This window comes from Salmonella sp. A1325, from assembly GCF_056991255.1.
This window is the reverse complement of the sequence record NZ_JAMLWO010000008.1, coordinates 104,147-123,330: the sequence shown is the minus strand read 5'-3', so window position 1 is coordinate 123,330 and position 19,184 is coordinate 104,147. Positions and strand designations below refer to the sequence as shown.

The 19,184-nt window shown below is 56.2% G+C and carries 3 protein-coding genes and 1 pseudogene; all 4 read left to right on the top strand.

The window, feature by feature from the left end:
- Positions 1-23 precede the first annotated feature (23 nt).
- Positions 24-5,612 carry a DUF823/DUF824 repeat adhesin RatA gene (ratA, locus tag NAZ64_RS16165; protein ID WP_220569720.1) on the top strand — a complete coding sequence of 1,863 codons (5,589 nt, stop codon included), beginning with the start codon at positions 24-26 and terminating at the stop codon, positions 5,610-5,612.
- Positions 5,613-5,798: 186 nt separating this feature from the next.
- A complete protein-coding gene (gene ratB, locus NAZ64_RS16160; protein WP_483640988.1) occupies positions 5,799-13,115 on the top strand; it encodes a DUF823/DUF824 repeat adhesin RatB in 7,317 nt (2,438 codons plus the stop codon).
- Positions 13,116-13,216 (top strand): annotated as a pseudogene (locus tag NAZ64_RS16155) (IS1 family transposase); the annotation flags it as partial.
- 533 nt (positions 13,217-13,749) lie between these two features.
- Positions 13,750-19,116: a fibronectin-binding autotransporter adhesin ShdA gene (gene shdA, locus NAZ64_RS16150; protein ID WP_220569722.1), complete on the top strand. Its 5,367-nt coding sequence runs from the start codon at positions 13,750-13,752 to the stop codon at positions 19,114-19,116.
- Positions 19,117-19,184 lie beyond the last annotated feature (68 nt).

The following is a 19,184-nucleotide window of genomic DNA, read 5'->3' as shown; positions in this document are numbered from 1 at the left end:
ATGAAAACGGGTGGCTATCGCTCATGGGCAGGAATCGGCAAGTGAATAAAGTTGTACATTTCTTACTGACATTACTGATCATGTTTGCAGTGTTGATCGCACCTGCGCAGGCGTTATTGAAGGGCGGGACCTGGCAAGAGCTGAACTCGACGACCGGCGCGGTTAACGGCACCGCGCCGCTAGCCGACGGTGCCATTATTCCCCTGTATCAGGGAAGTATGCTGCTTGACCCTACCAAAACCTACGATATTGAATTCACCGCCATGCCGCGCGATTTTAGTGCGGATGCGGCTCCAGATTCGATGCGTGCGGTTAACGCCCTCGATACCGAAGGCGATCTTTTTACCGATCCGCCGAGCATCGCCTGGGAAAATCAACAGCCGCCGACCATGAGCCTGGTATGGGCCGATGCCGCCACGCCAGACACGCCCCTCTCGCCACAGCCGATTCTCAACCAGACCTTTTGCGCTCAGAATCTGGCGGGTCGGCAACTGGTTGCCTGGGCGCAGTTGGAAGATGAAACAAACGTTCCCGCGCTGTGGCTTTATACCCGAACCGGCGTGCCAAATAATGCGATCATTCCGCTGCTTAGCCCAAAAGTGACACTGAATATCAAACCGGCGGTGAACGATCCCGTTTCCGCGAGCGGCGATCATTTTGACGCTAATTTTGACGCCTCGAAAGTCAAAGCCGGGGAGAGCATTACCCTTACCATCTCCACCAAAGCCTGTAATGGCGACGTGGCGCCGAATGCCGCCTTCGTGATCCGTCGCGAGGATGCAATAAATCGCCAGGGCGTGGTCAATAACGCTAACCCGGTACACGTTGGTAATACTGAGCTGACGACCGCGCAAACAGAGTATCATGGCGTAACGGACGAGCAGGGCAACGCCACGGTAGTGGTGACGCAGGATCAAGGCCCAGGCGTAAAAACGCGTCTTATCGTCTCTTCGGCAAACTATCCCACGCTAACGGCGAATGTCGACGTTATTTTCACCACCATTACCAGCCCGGACAGCGATAAGGCCAGTATGTACGGCCATATGGTGGAGAGCACCACGGCAACGCTGAACGGTACGACCTACACCTTTACCCGGCCAAAACTGGCGGCGGAAACCAGCGGAAATAGCACCGTTGTGGATACCAACGAAACCTGGGCGCTGTTTACCTGGAGCGGCGCGGATAACCATTGCGACATTCTGCCGGACGCCGAACAGCTGGTGGAGCTAAGGCAAGAGCATAGTACGTTGGAAACCTGGACCGGCTGGCCGGTATCGGGCGATGCGGCATACTGGTCGTCTAACAAAGATCAACTGAGCGGCTATCACGCTGCGGTGCATATGAACAGCGCGTCGGTTGCCAGAGTTGCCGACAGTAATACGTTGCTGGTCAGCTGTGTGGATAAGGCCCAGCCTGCGGCGCACCCGCAGATAACCCTCTCTCCAGAGGGACCCTATAAAGCGCAGGTAGGGGAAGAGATTGATCTGGCGATGACCGTGGTCGACAAAGACACGCAAAAACCGCTGCCTTATCGCTACGTGGAGATATTGATTGATCCGGCGAAGAACCGCAAGGGAGAGCATCAGGATGCGTGGGATAATCAGCGGGTAACGGTGAGTAGTGACGATATGCGCGCTTCTTCACCGGAGCACTATACCGGGATGACCGACGCCAACGGCCAGGCGCACCTGACGTTAAAGCACGACAGCGGCCTGGGCGTTGAGACGCCCATCCGCATCGTGATGCCGGATGATGAAGGCGGCAGCGTCGAACTTCCCTTTAGAGTGATTTTCACCGTGGTCACCAGCCCGGACGTGGATGGCGCCAACATGTGGGGCCATATGCAGGGTGTAATAGACGCGGGTAACCTGTATAAACGCCCGCTGCTGGCGGTGGAAAGCAGCCACAAAGACGGCCAGTTCAGCGAAAATAACGAAGAGTGGGCGACATTTAACTCGGTGGCGTCTGCTACCGCGCAGTGCGGCACCGGCCAGGTGCCGGACCAGTCATCGCTGGCACATTTGTACAGCGAACATGCTGGCGGCCAGATAGAAAGCGAACACGGCTGGCCGACCGAAGATTATTTCATCGCCGCCGACAGCGACGCCTCCGGAACGGTACACGTCAACCTCGAAAACGGCGATAGCGGCAAATTTACCAATGAACCGAACTACCTGACCTGCTCGGCTAACGAAATGGTGGCGGTGCTGGACGTCTACTTCAACGACGACCCGGTGATCAAAAACGCCGACGCCAAAGTGGGTGAACAGATTAAGCTGAACGTTCATTCGCGCAACGCCCTCAACGACATGGCGGTCGCCTATACCGACTTCACCGTCACCATGGCGAACGGCAGGCGGCGCGACGGGCTGACGACCGGCTTTACCGATACCAGCAACGGCGAGATGCAGTTTGACGGCGTCGGCTACGTTGCCGGACAGGTTTATCAGGGGATCACCGACGCCAACGGCGATGCGACCATTATCCTCACCCAGCCGAAGGGCGTGGGGCTGCTGACGCCGTTAAGCATCACGCCCGTCGATTCATTAATCAGCTCGCCCATTTCTCGCAGCGTGAAGTTTACTGTCGCCACCAGCCCGGATACGGCAAAAGCCAAAATGTGGGGCCATATGGCCGACACCATCACCGTCGGCGATCTGACCTTTGAGCGACCGAAGCTGGCGGATGAAGTGGCGCCGGAACGTACCCAGGTTGAAGCCAACGAAACCTGGGCGCGCGTCCTTCACCCTGACGCGGCGGGTAATCCGGATAAGGGCGGCTGCGCGGCGAACCACCTGCCGCGCATCGACCAGCTTGAGGCGCTGTACAAGGCCAACAGCGACGGCGCGATAAAAAGCACCCAGGGTTGGCCGACATTGCTTAACTATTGGTCGTCCACCTTCCAGAGCGCCAGCACGTGGAAACTGATCTCACTGTTTAGCGGCAGCGAATTTGCCAACGCCAACGTCTCAATTTACGCCAGCTGTCTGGTCAACGCTAACCCGGCGACGGCCTCGATTACCATTGAGCCGGTCGATCCATCATTATGGTACGACGGCAGCGGCGTCCACGCGGTCAAAGCCAAAAAGGGCGATACTGTCCAACTGAAGGTGACGGTGAAGGACGCCAACGGCAACCCGGCGCCGGAAGCGCCGTTTGTGCTCACCCGTGGCGACGGTTATGACCGTCGCGGGGAGCAGTACACCGCCCAGGACGGTAGCGATCAGCAAAATATCGTCACGCCCGTGGTGATCGATGGTGAATCACTGGCCTGGACCACCACTAAAATGGGGATGCTGACCGGCGCTGACGGCACCCGCATCATCAGCGTCACCCGCCCGGACACCCACGGTACCCGTACGGCCATTATTGCCACGCTGTATGAAAACGCCGCTGTGAGCGCCAGCATTGATACGATATTTACCGTCATCACCAGCCCGGATGTTGACGCCGCCCGTATGTGGGGGCATATGTCGCCGTCACTGACGGCGGAGGACGGCACGGTGTATCAGCGCCCGCTGCTTTACGACGAGACGAATAAGTCAAATGTCGTTTCGTACCTGGAAGATAATGAAACCTGGGCCGGTTTTTTCGGGCCGACAACAACGAAAACCAATCCGGCCAATTGCGCCAGCGGCTATTATCCTGCCTTAGCATCGCTGGATTCACTGTACAGAAAATACCCCGATCGCACGATAAAAACGGCCCAGGGCTGGCCTGTCGTCCGTTCTTACTGGAGTAATTCGAACGCAGGGTCAATAAGCTCCTCCACTTCCCGTAACTATTATGCCGTCGATCTGAGTGACGATACTCGTCGGGCGGCGGGCGTGGACTCGACTTACAGTACGCAATATCTAATTTGCTCCCCGACGTCGCAGGTGCCGGCCATGCAGATTACGTTGACCTCCACGCTGGCGACGGATAGCGATGTACAGGCGGTGAAGGTGAAAAACAGCGAATCGCTCCCGTTGATCGTCACCACCACCGATGCGGCGGGCAACCCGGCGCCTTATGCGTTTTTTTCGCTTACACGTGACGCCGGGTCGGCGCGTAAAGCTGGCTATGACTTTACTGGCAACGCCGATATAGGAGTGGCGCAGAGCAGTGGCGCGACGCAACAACTCACTGATGCAAATACGCTTTATGGTGTGACCGGGGCAGACGGTACGTTAGCCCTCACGCTGACCGAGCCAAATGGGCCGGGGGTGAAAAACGTGCTGACTGCGGCGCTGACCGATACGCCGATGGTGACCTCATCGCTGCCGGTGGTGTTCACCACTATCACCAGCCCGAACAGCGACAAAGCCAACATGTACGGCCACATGCCGGAAACCTTCACCGCCAGCAACGGCGCGAAGTTTATGCGCCCGCTGCTGTATGACGAACTCTCATCGCAGGAGCATACGGCGAGTTATCCTGAAACTAATGAAACCTGGTTTACGGTGAATAATTTTAATACCGGTGATTATGGCGCGTGCTCGATGAATCAGATGGCCACACTGGTGGATCTCCAGGCGCTGTACGGCGATCACCCCAGCGGCAAGGTCACGACCGACCTTGGGCTGCCCATCAAGAAGAAATGGTGGGCGGGCGACAGCCTGATAAAGAATCAAACCCTTTACTGGCAGTTTATTGATCTCAGTACGAATAAAGGCGGCACTAGTCAGGAGACCCCGGGTAATTACTATTACCAGCTCTGTCTGACGGAACCGCGTCATATGAATATGGCGTTCTCGGCGGACGTGTGGAACGCGGATAAATCGGCGGCGGTGGCGAAAAAAGGCGAGGCGATACCGATGACGGTCACGGTAACGAACGCCGCCGGGCAACCACAGGCGGGGGCGACGGTTATGCTGACGCGTGATTACTCTTATTCACGTGGTACGGTGGATAGCGGAGCCATTCAGCCCGGCGTGATTGGCGAGCCGGTTGCGTCCAAAGGTTCGTCATCAGACATGACCCTGACGCCGGTTTCGCCTGCGGGTGCGGCATTGCCGTTTACTAACCAGAGGGGAACCAGCACGAAATGGTATGGCTTTACCGGCGATGACGGTAAGCTGCGGTTCACGTTAAACCAGGATAAATCGCTGGGTTTGAGAACGTCCGTCACGGCGACGCTTGCGGATCAAGCTACCGAGACGACGAGCGTCGATACGATCTTTACGGCGCCAACCAGCCCGGATACCCCATATGCGTCGTACTGGGGCCATATGCCGGATACCGTGAAGGTTAACGGCGTCACGTTGCGCCGCCCGTATCTGAGAGCCGAGCTCGCTAAAAAGGGGCCGGGCGTGTGGCCGTTTAATAATGAGGTATGGTCGCCGAACTATATCGATTACGCGAGTGGCGGACATGCGGATACATCGCTGGTTGTTCTTTGCGGATCGCAGGAAAACATGGCCTCGCTGGACGATTTGAAGGCGCTACGTGACGTTATTGGCACCTTGCGATGGCCGACGTCAGCACCAGCGTCAAGTTACACCTATGACTATATGTCGCAAACGGAAGGGAGCCAAAGCGGTCGTTTCTGCTCATTTAACGAAACCACCGGGGTGGAAACCTGTACTCGTGTGAAAAGTGATTTTGGTTTTGGGTCGTGTCGGGTGCAGTAGGTTGGGTGAGGCAAAGCCGAAACCCAACACTGCGACGCCGGATGTTGGGCGTGAACGTTGGGTTGTGCTTTGCGTCGCCCAACCTGGGTATCCCTTGTGACTGGCGTTGTTGGGTAGCGATGCGTTTTTAATTCCTGGTATTAATGGAATGAACTGCAACGAAATAGACTTTTCTCAGGTATATCAGTGAAATCGAAAAAGTGTGTCGGTTTTTTATCCTGGTTGCTGCTATGCGCCTTCATTTTAACGCCTTTCTTCGCGCAGGCCGTGCGAAGCAGCGGTGCATGGCAAGAACTCACTGAGCAAACTGCGGCTATTAACGGTACTCCCCCTCAGGCCGATAGTGTGACGATCCCGATATATCAGGGCAGCGTTCAGTTGCGCTCGGATGTGGCGAATCCTGTTGATTATTTCGCGAAACCCAGCCAGTTCAGCACCAGTGATGCCGGCAGCGCGCTGACCTTAACCAATCCGCACGACACCGAAGGCGATATCTTCGCCGTGCCGCCGTTGGCCTGGCAGGCTGAACGTGCGCCTACCGTCACGCTGGTGTGGGCCGACGCCGCCACGCCGGAGACACCGCTTTCTCCGCAGCCGTCGGCAAACCTGACGTTCTGTGAGCAAAATATGGCAGGCCGCCATCTGGTGGTCTGGCCGCAACTGGATACCTCAACCGCCATACCGCCGCTGTGGTTGCTTACCCGCACTGGCGTGCCTTATAACACGGCGGTCGAAGTGCTTGATCAAAAGTTTGCCGTGGATATCGCGCCAGCCATGGGCGACCCGGTAACGCTTGCCGCCGATCATCTGGACGAGTCGCTCAACGCCGCGAAGGTCAAAGCGGGTGAAAGCATCACGCTAACGGTAAATACCAAAGGTTGTAACGGTGAGCCTGTGGGCAATATCGCGTTCGTGATCACCCGCGGCGATGCGCAAAACCGCCAGGGTGTGGTGAACAATACCGCGCCAGTGCGCGTCGACAGCACCGAACTGACCACCACCGCCACGGAATATCACGGCACCACCAATGCGGAAGGGGTAGCGACGGTAACCGTCACCCAGACTAACGGTCCGGGTGTGAAAACCCCGCTGATGGCGCACCCGTCAGGCGCGCCTGCGCTGAAAGCTGGCGTGGACGTGATTTTTACCACCCTCACCAGTCCGGACAGCAGCAGCGCCAATATGTACGGCCATATGGCGGACAATTCCACCGCCACGGTGGACGGCGAAAGCTACACCTTTAGCCGCCCCAAACTGGCGGCGGAAACCGATGGCGAAGACCGTGCCGTCAGCATCAACAATGAAAGCTGGGCGCAGTTCAACTGGGGCCACGCCGACGCGCACTGCGACATCCTGCCGGATGCGCGCCAACTGGAAGGGCTAAAAATCGAGCGCGGCGATTTAGCCACCACCCTCGGCTGGCCGGTGGGGCTGACATCCGGTGACGAAGAGTACTGGTCCTCCTCCCAGGGATCGACTGCCACTGCGCATATCAGCATTGATATGCGCAGCCGCAGCCTCACGCAAATGCCAGACGCCACGCAATCGCTGGTGAGCTGCGTGGATAAAGCCTCGCCTGCGGTCACGCCGAAATTAGTGATTAGCGCCGATAATGTTGATTCGACGGTCAACGCGGCAAAAGTGAAGGTCGGTGATGACATCAACATGGAGATCACCGTCACCGACAGCGCCACCAATAAGCCGCTGCCTTATCGCTACTTTAATGTCTACCTGGGCGACGAGCAGAACCGTCAGAATCAAAAGAATGCTGATCTTGATAGCGCGCATCAGTGGACGGATGAACCGGTAATTATCACCAATCTGGAGGGCGGCGAGGGCCATTACCACGGTGTCACCGACGCCAACGGTCAGTTCTCGCTGGTGTTGACTCAGGACAAGGGCGCGGGCGTGCTAACCCCGGTGCGTGTGGTGCTGTTCGACGGTACAGAAGCGACGCAGAACGTGATTTTTACCGTAATCACCAGCCCGGACGTGGCGCAGGCGCGCATGTGGGGCCATATGCAGGGCGTGGTGGAGGCGGGCAATATCTACAAACGCCCGCTACTGGCGGAAGAAGCTACGCAGGACACCGGATCTGAATTTGAAAATAACGAATACTGGGCCACGTTTAACTCGGTAACGGCGGCAACGAACCAGTGCGGTACAGGCCAGGTGCCTGGACAACTGCTGCTGGATACGCTGTATCAGGCCCATTCCGGCAACGCGATGGAAACGACCTACGGCTGGCCGACGCAGAAACACAGCTATATCGCGGCGGATACCGAGGGCGCCACCACTGCGCACGTCAACCTGGCGACCGGCGCGGACAGCATGTTCAGCGGCGGCGAACCGAACTATCTTTCCTGCTCCGGCAATGAGTTAGTGACCAGCCTGGACGTTTACTTTAATGGCGATGAGTCGTTACGCAATGCGGTAGCCAAAGTCGGCGAACAAATCACAATGAATGTCCATTCCGTCAATGCGCTGAATGGGTTAAGCGTGCCCAACGCCCGCTTTACCGTCACCCTGGCACACGGCAAAAATCGCCACAACGCCACGACGGGCTTTACCGATCCCAGCGACGGAACGCTGGTGATGGGCGGGACGCCGTTTGGCTCTTCCCAGGCGTCAATGACGTACCAGGGCATGACCGACAATGAGGGCAACGCCACGCTGGTGATTGAACAGCCGCAGGGCGTGGGCTTACTGATGCCGCTGAGCGTCCTGCCGGTCAACTCACTGATTACCACGCCCGTCAACCGCAGCGTGAAATTTACCGTCCCCACCAGCCCCGATACGCCGGATGCGCAGATGTGGGGCCATATGGCGGACACGCTCACCGTGGGTGATATGGAATTCCAGCGGCCAAAGCTGGCGGCGGAAGCGACTGCCGCCACCCGTATCCAGGAGCAGGATAACGAAACCTGGGCGCGCGTCAGCCACGCCGACGCGCTGAATAACCCCGACGCCGGGGGCTGTGAGGCCAGCCATTTGCCGCGTGCCGATCAGCTTGCCGCGCTGTACGCCTCCCGCGACGGCAATAAAATCCATACCGTATCCGGCTGGCCGACGACGTATGACTACTGGTCATCCACCTTTGCCAGCGCCGCTACATGGCAGGCGGTATCACTGGCGGCGGGCGGCTATACCGCCTCCGGCGACGCGTCGGACTACGTGAGCTGTCTGGTCAGCAAAAATCCGACGGCGGCGTCTATCACTATTGAGCCAGTGGATGCGGCATTGTGGTATGACGCAAACAGCGAACACGCGGTGAAGGTGAAAAAGGGCGATACGCTCCAGCTTAAAGTCACGGTAAAAGACGCCAGCGGCAATCCGCTGCCGCAAGCGCCGTTCGTGTTAAGCCGCGGCGACGGCTATACCCGCCAAAATGAAAAACACATCGCTGGCAGTGGCGATGGCATTGTCTCGGCGGTAGTGATCGACGGTGATTCGCTCAACGACACCGCCACCAAAATCGGCGGTCTGACCGGCGAGGACGGTAGCAAGATTATCAACGTCACCCGACCGGATACCCACGGTACGAAGGTCGCGATTACGGCGGCGCTGTACGATAACGCCAGCGCGACGGCCAGTATCGACACCATTTTTACCGTGGTCACCAGCCCCAATAGCGACAAAGCCAAAATGTGGGGCCATATGCCGGAAACGGTGACGGCGGCCAATGGCGTGGTGTTTAAGCGCCCGCTGTTATCGGCTGAAATCGCCAGCGGCGTTACCCACGGCGACAATACGGAAAACAACGAAACTTGGGGCAGCGTCGATTTTGAGGTGGCGAAAGATGCCTGCGGCGCGGGATTTGTGCCCACGCTTGCCGATCTCCAGTCGCTGTACGACACCTGGCCTGGCGGCGCAATCAATACCCAGCAGGGCTGGCCGCTGGACGGTAAAAACTACCAGGACAGCACCGCCGATTTGAGCAGAAGTACGGAAAACCGCTACGTTAAGTCGATTAATCTGCGCGATGGCGGCATTGGTTCGCTGCTGTGGAATGAAAAGCTCTATTTTGTTTGCCTGCAAAACGCCCATCCGGCGGCGACGCAGATAACGCTGACCTCGCCGCGGTATAACGACAGCGACGGTTTCGCTAACGCGAAGGTCGGCGAGACGATTCCGCTTACTATCACCACGCTGGATGCCCAGGGCAACCCGGTGGCCGATACGCCGGTTATCTTTATGCGCGGCGACAGTATTGGGCGCGCGAATCAGGAGGTGAATAGCTCGGTGGCGGCGGAGATACAGATAAACCACAGTGACGGGCGTAACAGCGGCGTTAAATATTATACCGCCACTGGCGCCGACGGTACGTTGACGCTGGATATCAGCCAGGATGGGGGCGCTGGCTTTAAAACGCCTCTGACGGCGTCGATAGAGCACAGCAACGTCGCAACGACCGCGCCGCTGCCGGTTATTTTCACTGTGGTTACCAGCCCGGACACGCCGAAGGCCAACTACTGGGGCCATATGGCGGAAACGTTAACCGACAGCAGCGGCGTGGTGTACAAGCGCCCGTTGTTGTCCAGCGAGTTCAGCGCTACACCCGGTAAAACGCTGACTATCGCCAACGGTAGTTACGACAAAGGCGAAACCTGGGGCATGATAACCGTCGATAAAGCCTGGAACGGCTCTGGAGGCGGCTGCGGACGCGATTATCTGCCTACCGTTAGCAATCTTCAGACGTTGTACCGTACCTGGCCCGATAACGCTATGCGTAGCAGCAATGGTTGGCCAATGACCAGTGCTGGCAATAGCAACGTTAGCCGCTACTGGTGGGCGGGGGATTACGTGATATCGTCAGACGGCGCGCAGTCGCTCTACGCGGCGGCCAACCTGTTTAACGACGGCAATGATGTCAAAACGACGACCAGCACCTCGACTTACTACATGCAGACCTGTCTTGCCTCGCCGCGCCGCGTCGCCGCCAGCCTGACGCTGACGCTGGCAGGTCAGGATGAAACCACCGGAATCGCAAAGGCGAAGAAGGGTGAGCAGATGGCCGCCACCATCGACGTGAAAGACGCCGCAGGCCAGCCGATGAAAAACGTGATGGTGAAAATCAGCCGGGGAGTTTCCTACTCGCGCGCCAACAGCGCCACATCGGCTTCAGGCGCCACAGACGATATTACGTTACGTAATGTGATGCCGTCCGGCCTTGCGGCATACCTGCTGGATACCTCGGCGAAATATCTGTATGCGCAAACCGATGCCCAGGGACAGGTGACATTTACCCTTGCTCAGGACAGTACCTCCGGTTTAAAGACCACTATCAGCGCTGCCACGATGGACGGCAGCAACCTGACGGACAGCAAAGACGCTATCTTTACCGTTATCACCAGCCCGGATACCGACAAGGCCACATACTGGGGTCATATGCCGGAAACCTTTACCAACAGTAAAGGGGTGGAGTTTGCCCGGCCGCTGCTGCGCGCCGAGCTTTCTTCAACCACGGATACTTCTGGTTATTCGGCAAATGGCGAAACCTGGTATACATGGAGCCGTTATCCAAACCTGTATCAGGATTCCGCCAGTCCGTGTGATCGCCTGGGGTTGCCGACGATGGATGATTTAAAAACGCTATATAGCGACTATCCGCAGGGCGGGCTAACGGCGGCCTTTGGGCTACCGGTGGCTGCGGGGAAATACTGGGGAGCGGGGGATTCGAAAGTCAACGATACGCTCTCGGCGAATAATTTCCAGTACATCAGGCTAAATACTGGCGAGACGACAACGACAAGCACCAATACTGCGACGGCGCAACTCTGCCTGACGAAGCGCAGGGTGCTGTCGATAGCGCTGACTTCCAGCGCCATGAGCGCCGAAAAATCCGCGGCGCTGGCGAAGAAAGGAGAAAAAATTCCGCTTACGGTGACCGTCACCGACGGCGACGGTACGCCGCAGCCCAATGTCCCCATTCGTCTGGGGCGAGGGAACTATTCGCAAAACCGGGCGGGCGGCGATGAAAACGGCAGCAACAGCGACATGCTGCTAACACCAATTGCGCCGCCAGCGGATGCCAAAGTATTTGCCTATCATTATTCCGGCGAGCAACTCTGGTATTGGTACGGCACCACGGATGAGAGCGGTAGGGTGCAGTTTGAACTGACGCAGGATAACACTCCCGGCCTGAAAACACGGCTGGAGGCGATGCTTCCTGACAATCCGCCGACGGTCAGCGATATGGACGCGATATTCACCGTCATTACCAGTCCGGACAGCGATAAAGCCAAATACTGGGGACATATGCCGGAAATCGTTACCAACAGCGCGGGCGTGAAGTTCCGGCGTCCGCTGCTGGCGGTGGAGATGACGTCGAATAGCGGTACTTACCTGGTTAACAATGAAAAATGGCCCTTAGTTACCGCAGCGAACACTGAAAAAGCGGGCGCAACCGGCTGTGATGCGGAATACCAGCCGTTGTCAGGCGATCTACAAACGTTGTATGGCGACAATCCCAACGGCGCAATCGGCACAAACTACGGCTGGCCGGTGGCGGGGAACAAATCCTGGTGGGCGGCGGATCGTGCGCCGAATACCGGATATTACCAATTTATAAACCTGAATAGCGGCGGTAAAGGTACCGCCAGTTCATCGACTGCCACCGGTGCTCAGGTATGCCGGGTCGAGCCGCATACTTCTACTCCTGCCAGTATTACGCTGACCTCAACGGCGATGGACAGCGCGAAAAACGCGGCGGTAGTGGAGAAGGGAAGCGCGATGCCGTTAACGGTGACGGTAAAAGATAGCAGCGGTAACCCGGTCGCCAACGTCGGTTTTACGTTGTCGCGTGGCGATTCGAAAAATCGGGCAGGTACGGTGGTAACGGATGGCGACGTGGCAGCGGATGCCGGAGCAGACGATCTCATGCTTAAAGCGCTGACTCCCGCAAGCGCCAGCCAAAGTATGACCACCACCGGGATTGTCTTTACCGGCACTACTGGCAGCGACGGTACGGCAACGTTTACGCTTAATCAGGATAAAAGCCTGGGGTTGAAAACGCCACTCACGGTGAAACTGACGGACAATACGGCTCTTCACGCATCACTGGATGTGATTTTTATGGTACTTACCAGTCCGGATACGGATAAAGCGTTGTTCTGGGGAAATATGGCGGATACGACATCCGTTAACGGAAAAACGCTGCATCGTCCGTGGCTTCAGGCTGAGCTGCTGTCAGGCGTGACGCCAGTATTTACCAACGGAGTGCATACAAATAACGAGTACTGGGCGATGGCGCATACGGTGGACAACACTAAATGGGATATTGCCAAACAGTGCGGTAGCCTTAGCAAAGCGCCGGATAATAACGACCTGTTGACGCTGTATCATTCCATTAGCTCGTTAGGCTGGCCGACGCAGGGCTACCCCTATTTATCTAAATCAACCTCGGGCGGCGGCATGTATTGCGGTGTGGATGAAAATACCAGGAATCAAAACTGCGCCATTAAGCCAGCAAGTTCAGCAGGTTATGCGACGTGCGTGGATTAACGTATTAAGCGTCTGGCACGAAAAGAATCTGCTTTTCACGTTCCATTGAGCTTCATGAAAAAGTAATCGGCGCATTCATTGAAAAGTATATGTTCTGCTAACTGGAGTCACCACCGTTTGCCGCGAGTGTGTAAAAGCGCTGTCTCCCTTCTGCAACCCGGCATCTGGCGCTATCCATATACTCTAAATAATTCGAGTTGCAGGAAGGCGACATAAAGTAAGTGACTGGGGTGAGGGAACGCAGCCGCAGCACATGCAACTTGAAGTAGGACGAATATATTTACAATAACACCAGGTGTCGCATGATAAACACACCTTTTTGCCTCGCGAATCTATTTATTCCAATATATGTAATCATTAAATGTTATTTACAGTGTGAATGCTTATAGAATGGATAAATATATTTATATAAATTATAAATCAAACAGAAATTGACCTGCCATTGAAATAATCCTTGAAATTGGTTAATAATTTGGCTTTGATAATATATTGTAACAGGTGGTTGCAATCATTCGTAGCGCCATGTTTTTGTTATTTATTATTTAACTCATTGATATACACCATTTAAACGTTATTTACAGCCCAATCAAAATCAAGCTTGCTTCGTGAACGTTATTAAAAGGAAATTTAAAAATTGAACAGGACCTACAGTATTGTCTGGAGCGCCGTGCGAAATATGTATATCGTGGCTTCAGAACTGGCGCGAGGCCACAGCAAAGTTAAAATACAGGCGCACGCTAATGAAGTCTCCCCTTTTATTAAAAAGCCTGAGTCAGGATGGACAATTAGTGCAAAACACAATGCGCTGACCTTTGCAATTGTTGCCGCGCTTGGGCTCGCCAGCCCGCTGGCCATGGCCGATAATTCGGTGTCCTACATTGACGGAGTTGACCACGACCTGAACGCAGAAACGTCGCCGATGTTCTATTCTGGCGCCGATGAAGGCGCCGCGCTGTACCTCGAAGGCTTACCTACTCAAGGCCAGGGCTGGCAGCCCACTTCAGCCACGGGCACGAATATCGAGATTGGAACGGACGGCGGTGGAGCCCCCCTTTCAAGTGGCGGTGATGCGGTGGCTACAGCGATTTCGCTCTATCGGGGAGCAACACTTGAACTGACCGAGGCAAAAATTTATACGAAGGGAAGATATACCCAAGGTATCAACCTCGACGAGCAAAGCAACCTGACGTTGAATGGAGGAAGCCTTGAGGTTGAAGGCAATTACGGCATTTTGACGCTCTATAAAAATTCACAAGCCACCCTGATTGGCACCGAGGTCACCGCAACGGCGGACACAAGCAGCGACATATCGTTACAGCAAGGCAGCACGCTGAACATCAAGGACGGGAGTAAAATCACGCTCACGAGGGGGCAATTGAGTGTGGTTGGCGACACGAACGGCAACGCCTTCCTGAATGTGAGCGATAGTACGGTGAGTTCTACGGGCGCGGATAGTACGGTTGTTGCCGCCAACCGGGGTATTCTCAATATCAAGAACTCTTCCGTCACGCACAATAACGCCACAGGTGCCGCCATTGAGGCATCAAGCGCGTCGACGCTGAACGTTTCCGGTGATGATAAGAGTCAGATGATCGTCAACTCCAAAGGCGTTGGCGTGAAAGGCATTGCTTCAAGCGTAGAGATTGACGGAGCAACCATCACCGCCGACGACGACGGCATTTTAATGACAAGCCAGGGAAAAAGCGGTTGGTATGACGATACTAACGCGTTAACCGTCAATAATGCGAACGTCGCCTCCCAAACCGCCGCGCTGCACGTTGACAGCAAAACGAATATTAACGACCCTATCGAGCTCACCAACAGCACATTGACTGGTCCGACCGCCATCAAACTGGAAAGCGCGGTGACCGTACAGGCTAACAGTACAACGCTTGATGGCAACGTTGACGCGGGAATCACCGCATCGTCCTTGTCACTGACCAATTCTTCACTGCAAGGAAGCGTCAACGGCGTTTATAGCTCATTAACACTTGACGCCGACAGCCAGTGGACCATGAGCGGCAGTTCGGCGCTTGGAAGCCTGACCAGCAATGGCGAAATTACCCTCGGAGACGGTAGCGCTTCGGCAAAAACATTACAAATCACTAACGCGCTCACGCTACAAAACGATAGCCAACTGAACATCACGCTATCTGCCACTGACTCCCCGGCGATCACCACCGCTAGCGCCACACTTGATGGTTCACTGACCTTAAATCTCGATTCAACAGCGGCTTTTGGAGACCCGACATCGGATCAACAGTTCAAGTCAATTACCCTGATTGATTCTGATAACGCAATAAGCACCAATGTTGACAGTCTGACAACGAATATCGACACCGACTCACTGCCAGATTACCTGACCTTCGGCGTCGACGTTGACGCTAACGATAACACCAACTTCGTTCTGGAGCAGCAGCTCAGTTGGAATGCTAACGCGACTTCCATTAGCGAAGCGAGCGGCACCTTTACCCTCGGTGATAATGAAACGTTTGAAGTTACCAGCGAGCTGAGTAAGGTTTCCCCCGTACCTGGCGGCTGGGACGGCGAAACGTTGACCAAAGAAGGCGATGGCACGCTCATTCTCAGCAACACGGCGAATGACTATGGCAATACCAACATTAACGGCGGTACGCTGTCTGCGAATGATGCCGCCGCGCTCGGCACTGGCGATGTGACGATTGCAGAAAACGCAACGCTTGCGCTGAGCCAGGGCACGCTGGATAACAACGTGACCGGCGGGGGCAAAATTGTCAAAACCGGTAACGATGAGCTGATCGTGACCGGCGATAACACTTACTCCGGCGGCACCACCATAACCGGCGGTACGCTGACGGCTGACCATGCGGATTCGCTGGGCACTGGCGCTATCGTTAACAGCGGCGTGCTTCAGGTCGGCGAGGGCGAGCTGGAAAATACGCTTTCCGGCAGCGGCGCGTTGGTGAAAACCGGTACGGGCGAGCTGACGTTAAGCGGCGACAACACTTACTCCGGCGGCACCACTATTGACGACGGTGTGCTGATTGCCGCCAACGTTAACGCGCTGGGCGGCGGTGATGTCGATAACGCGGGTACGCTGAAGCTGGACGCGGAGGGCGAATTCAACCTTGCGAATGTCACAACCCAGTCTGGAGCAACGACTGAGCTGGCCAAAGGTACGACGCTCAACGTCGACTCGCTGACTCAGCAAGCCGATAGTACGCTGAATATTGACCTCAGTAAGGCCAACGGTGAAAGCGCCATTACCGCCGACAGAGTCACGCTGGGTGGCACGCTGAACGTCACCGGCATCGGCAGCGTTACAGACAGCTGGACGCCTGAGGCATACACCTACACGCTGATTGACAGCGACAGCGCCATTACGAGCGATTTCGACAATCTGACCGTCGCGGGAATGAACAGAGAAGATGTTGACTTCCTGACTATCGACGGAAAAGTCGACGAAGCAGACAACACCCACTATGATCTGACGGCCTCCCTCTCTTGGTATGCGGACAGAGACAACGCTTCTACCGACGCTCACGGTACCTTTACCCTTAGCGACCCTGACGGCAGCTTTAACGTTGCGGCTAATCTGACAGACGTTGACGACACGCTTGATCCGAATAGCACATGGGACGGTAAATCGCTGACCAAAGAAGGCGCAGGCACGCTGATCCTCTCCGGCGACAACGACTACAGCGGCGGCACCACCATCAATGAAGGTACGCTGGTCGCCGCCAGTACGACGGCGCTGGGCACCGGCCTGGTCGACAATAACGCCACGCTGGTGTTGGACGCAGACGGTGAAGTCAGCGCGGTGGGCGGCATCACCACTCATAGCGGCGCGACGACCCAACTGGCGCTCGGCACCTCGTTGGATCTCGGCGACAGCGCGTTAATTCAGGAAGATGGCAGTACGCTGAACGTTGAGCTGAATAGTGACTCAGTGCAACCGCTGATTACCGGCGGCAGCGCCACGCTTGGCGGCGATCTGGTCGTCAGCGACGCCAGCCTGCAAGCGCGCGCCTCCGACGCGGAGTTCCAGTCCTTTAAACTGATGGATATGGACAGCGATATCAGCGGCGACTTTACCAGCCTGACGATGAACCTTACTGACAAGCCGGACTATCTGACCGTAACCGGGACAATCAATCCTGAAGATGCGTCAGAATATCTGCTTACCGAAGGGCTGAGCTGGAATGCGACCGCCACGTCAGCGACGCCAGCACATGGCACGTTTACCCTGGGCGCAGGCGACAGTTTTGAAGTCACCAGCGTACTGGGCGATAAAACCGGCAACGGCGACTGGGACGGTAAATCGCTGACCAAACTGGGCGCGGGTAAACTGACGCTGAGCGGCGCGAATACCTATAGCGGCGATACCAACGTACAGGAAGGCACGCTGTGGCTGTCCGGGGACGGTACGATCGGTGAAATGGGCAGCCAGCAAGCGGTGAACGTCGCCGCCGGGGCGACCTTTGGCGGCAGTAACGGTACTACCGTTAACGGTAAGGTGACCAACGAAGGGACTCTGGTCTTTGGCGACAGCGACGAAACAGGCGCCATCTTCACCCTCAATGGCGATCTGATCAACATGGGGACAATGACCAGCGGTAGCAGCTCCAGCACGCCTGGCAATACGCTTTATGTCGATGGCGATTACACCGGCAACGGCGGCTCGCTTTACCTGAATACCGTCCTGGGCGACGATGATTCGGCGACCGATAAGTTAGTCATTACCGGCGATGCCTCCGGCACCACCGATCTGTACATCAACGGCATCGGCAATGGGGCGCAGACCACTAACGGTATCGAAGTGGTAGATGTTGGCGGCACATCGACAAGCGATGCGTTTGTGTTAAAAAATGAAGTTAACGCCAGTCTGTATACCTACCGTCTGTACTGGAATGAAAGTGACAACGACTGGTATCTGGCGTCAAAAGCACAGTCTGATGATGACGACAGCGGCGGTGATGTCACGCCTCCAGATGATGACAGTGATGTCACGCCTTCGGATGACGGCGACGATGGCGGTAATGTCACGCCTCCGGACGATGGCGGCGATGTCGCACCGCAGTACCGTGCGGATATCGGCGCGTACATGGGCAACCAGTGGATGGCGCGCAACCTGCAAATGCAGACCCTCTATGACCGCGAGGGTAGCCAGTATCGTAACGCCGATGGCAGCGTATGGGCGCGCTTCAAAGCGGGTAAAGCGGAATCCGAGGCTGTCAGCGGCAATATCGATATGGACAGCAACTACTCCCAGTTCCAGTTAGGCGGCGACATTCTGGCCTGGGGCAACGGCCAGCAGAGCGTTACCGTTGGCGTCATGGCGAGCTACATCAACGCCGATACCGACAGTACCGGTAACCGTGGCGCAGACGGTAGCCAGTTCACCAGTAGCGGCAACGTAGATGGCTACAACCTTGGCGTCTATGCCACCTGGTTTGCCGATGCCCAAACGCATAGCGGCGCGTATGTCGACAGCTGGTACCAATATGGTTTCTACAACAACAGCGTAGAGAGCGGTGATGCGGGTTCTGAATCTTACGATTCAACCGCTAACGCTGTCTCGCTGGAAACCGGTTATCGCTACGATATTGCGCTGAGTAACGGCAATACCGTCAGTCTGACGCCGCAGGCGCAGGTTGTCTGGCAGAATTACTCAGCGGATAGCGTGAAGGATAACTACGGCACCCGGATCGACGGTCAGGATAGTGACAGTTGGACAACTCGCCTGGGTCTGCGAGTTGACGGCAAGCTGTACAAGGGCAGTCGTACGGTTATCCAGCCGTTTGCTGAAGCTAACTGGCTGCACACCAGCGATGATGTGTCGGTATCGTTTGATGATGCTACGGTGAAACAGGATCTTCCGGCTAACCGTGCGGAGCTGAAAGTAGGTCTGCAGGCAGATATCGATAAGCAGTGGAGCGTTCGCGCTCAGGTTGCCGGGCAGACTGGCAGCAATGATTTTGGCGATCTGAACGGTAGCCTCAATCTGCGCTATAACTGGTAAGTTAGTGACAAAACCGGGCAGGTATTCTCTGCCCGGTTTTGAGGCGAATGACAAACCGGTTGATCGTC

Excerpts from the sequence above, each read along its gene's own strand:
- ratA (WP_220569720.1), top strand. The coding sequence starts at position 24 with ATGGGCAGGAATCGGCAAGTGAATAAAGTTGTACATTTCTTACTGACA.